The sequence below is a fragment of the Streptomyces thermoalcalitolerans genome, assembly GCF_039525155.1.
Lineage (GTDB): Bacteria > Actinomycetota > Actinomycetes > Streptomycetales > Streptomycetaceae > Streptomyces > Streptomyces thermovulgaris.
On the sequence record NZ_BAAAHG010000158.1, the window covers coordinates 1 to 597 of the forward strand.

The window sequence follows — 597 nt, forward strand, 5'->3', positions numbered from 1 at the left end:
TTGACCGCGGTGATCTGGACACGGGTGCCGGCACTGGTCTTGAGCCACTGGCCAGCCTTGAGATCGGCGGCGTCGATCCATTCACCGAGCTCGGGGACCCAGAAGGGGTGTCCGTCAGTGGCGGTGACAGTGGCCGTTTCAGAGCCCTTGTGGCCGTCGATGTCAATGGTGACCTCGACCAGGTGTTTGACGCCCTCACCCTTGATCTCGGCGGTGACGGTTTCGACCGCCGTTTCACCGGTCTTGGGATCGGTGGCCAATACCTTGTCGCCGATCTCCACGTCCTCAATCGGCTTGGTGCTGCCGTCCGCCATCAGCACCTTTGTTCCCGGCGTGAAGCTGTTGCGCTCACACTTCGCCCGTTTCATCTTCAACAGACGTTTCGCGTGGCGTGCTTCGCCCACTCCCGGAAAGATGCTGACCCCTCTCAAGGCCGCTTCTCTCCAGTTCCCCTGGTAGGCAGCGTGGATCCCGATGACTATATCAGCGGCGGGCCCCAGCAAGGGAAATACCGTTCCCAGCCCGTCGACGACTTCAGTCCAGTGGGGCTTCTTGGGAGTTAGGTCAACCCACTTGTTGCAGCCAAGGCACGCATTG

General features: G+C 61.1%; 1 pseudogene. It reads right to left on the bottom strand.

Annotated elements, in window-relative coordinates:
- Positions 1 to 344, bottom strand: a pseudogene (locus ABD224_RS29325) (Hint domain-containing protein); the annotation flags it as partial.
- Positions 345 to 597: the final 253 nt, after the last annotated feature.